Origin of the sequence: Falsirhodobacter sp. alg1 (assembly GCF_000739715.2) — a bacterium.
GTDB lineage: Bacteria > Pseudomonadota > Alphaproteobacteria > Rhodobacterales > Rhodobacteraceae > Falsirhodobacter.
Map to the genome: position 1 here is coordinate 1 of NZ_BBJC02000069.1, position 684 is coordinate 684.

Below are 684 nucleotides of genomic sequence, written 5' to 3' on the forward strand. Positions count from 1 at the left end.
TGTCAGGAAAATGCGGACGCGGTATTGCCCTTCGACCAGATTGGCAGGCAGCGCCACATCGGTGCGGAACAGGGTGGATTGATCCAGCCGTACGGCGCCTTCGTTGATACGGAATTTCCCCGATTTCTCACGGATCCGCAGCAGCGCATCGATAAAAACTTTGCGGATCGTCGGTTTCGGCACTGATCCCGACCGACCGGATCGCCTGCTGGATGGTGATACGGTGGCGCAGATCATCCGTCTGGTTCAGGATATCGGCAAGGGGGCCGGTGGTGGCAACGGCATAGAAGCNTGGGCGCGCTGTCGATGCGAACCGATTCATTATTGATCCATATGCCGAATGTCCGGTCCTTGCGGCGGACCACGACAGGCGTATGCGGCCCTTCGACGGCCACGATCACCTCCAGCGGTCCACCGGCGGGGCGGGGATTCCCGTTTGGAAGGCCGGTGCGCAGAAATGGGCGGCGGAAGAAGGCATTGCGCTGATCTTTCCCGATACCTCGCCGCGGGGGATGGAGTTGCCGATGATCCGGCCATGGATCTGGGGCAGGGCGCAGGGTTTTACGTGAACGCGACCGAAAATCCGTGGGCGCCTGCCTTCCGGATGTGGGACTACGTAGCAACGGAATTGCCCGAGCTGGTCTTTCGCAGCTTTTCGCTGGATCCGGGCCGTCAGGCAATCTC

General features: G+C 61.1%; 3 protein-coding genes and 1 pseudogene. 1 reads left to right on the plus strand and 3 read right to left on the minus strand.

Going from position 1 to position 684, the window contains the following annotated elements; translation table 11 throughout:
• The 3 genes from TR36_RS16375 to TR36_RS16385 all read right to left on the minus strand — a co-directional run.
• A partial coding sequence (locus tag TR36_RS16375) for a TIGR02186 family protein (protein ID WP_255357367.1) occupies positions 1–183 on the minus strand: 183 nt, incomplete at its 3' end.
• Positions 128–253, minus strand: a complete 126-nt coding sequence (locus TR36_RS16380; protein WP_255357368.1) for a hypothetical protein — start codon at positions 251–253, stop codon at positions 128–130. The genes TR36_RS16380 and TR36_RS16375, both read right to left, overlap by 56 nt.
• On the minus strand, positions 234–401 hold the full coding sequence (locus tag TR36_RS16385) for a TIGR02186 family protein (RefSeq protein ID WP_370553454.1): 168 nt from the start codon (positions 399–401) through the stop codon (positions 234–236). The genes TR36_RS16380 and TR36_RS16385 overlap by 20 nt, the downstream gene beginning before the upstream one ends.
• A 39-nt stretch (positions 402–440) precedes the next feature.
• On the opposite strand from TR36_RS16385, the pseudogene TR36_RS15240 reads away from it, so the two are divergent.
• Positions 441–684, plus strand: a pseudogene (locus tag TR36_RS15240) (alpha/beta hydrolase-fold protein); the annotation flags it as partial.